This is a genomic window from Haloferula chungangensis (assembly GCF_042664875.1).
GTDB classification, from domain to species: domain Bacteria; phylum Verrucomicrobiota; class Verrucomicrobiia; order Verrucomicrobiales; family Akkermansiaceae; genus Haloferula; species Haloferula chungangensis.
The window spans coordinates 1-677 of sequence record NZ_JBHTBS010000077.1 but is presented as its reverse complement, the minus strand read 5'-3'; the positions used below and the strand labels follow the sequence as shown (position 1 = coordinate 677).

The window sequence follows — 677 nt, the reverse complement described above, 5'->3', positions numbered from 1 at the left end:
CAGAACGACATGGCTACGATCCGACTTCCTTTATTTACTTATTTTGAGGCGACTTGGAGCGATGATCTGTCTGATATGTCTTTAGAAGTTGATGTAAATAAACGCTTTGAATATATTTTAAATGAGTGGAACGAAGGAAATTGGACACAGTTTATGCTCGATGAATTTTTAGAGGTTAAATCAACTTATTCAAAAACTCTGTTTAGATTATTAAAGCAGTATAAAACAGTTGGAAAGAGAGAATTTAATGTTGAAGAATTTAAAACGCTGATGAACATCCCGAAATCATATTCTACAGGAATGATTACAACACGTATTGTTGAAAATGGTATTAGAGATCTGCAACCTTATTTCTTAAATTTAAAAGTTAAAAAAATAAAGTCAAATAAGCGCGGTACTCCTGTTATAGGTTATGAATTCACGTTTAAACCTGAGAGTACAGAAAAATGGCAAGAAGATAAATATATTAAAAAATCTAGATTTAAAAAGCCTAATCGCAAAGCAATTGAGCCTAAGTGGTTTCAAGAAAAAACTAGTAAAATTAAAAACAGTAATCAAAGTCCTGAACAAACTCAAGATATAAAAGAGAGTATTCATCGCTTTAGGAATAGCTAATTACGTGATATAATGTAATTAACAAATTTAGAAGCTCTATCATAGAATGCACAAAACCCCAC

1 protein-coding gene is annotated in these 677 nt (G+C 30.9%); it reads left to right on the top strand.

The window, feature by feature from the left end; genetic code table 11:
- A partial coding sequence (locus tag ACFQY0_RS21265) for a replication initiation protein (protein ID WP_379717088.1) occupies window positions 1-615 on the top strand: 615 nt, incomplete at its 5' end.
- Window positions 616-677: the final 62 nt, after the last annotated feature.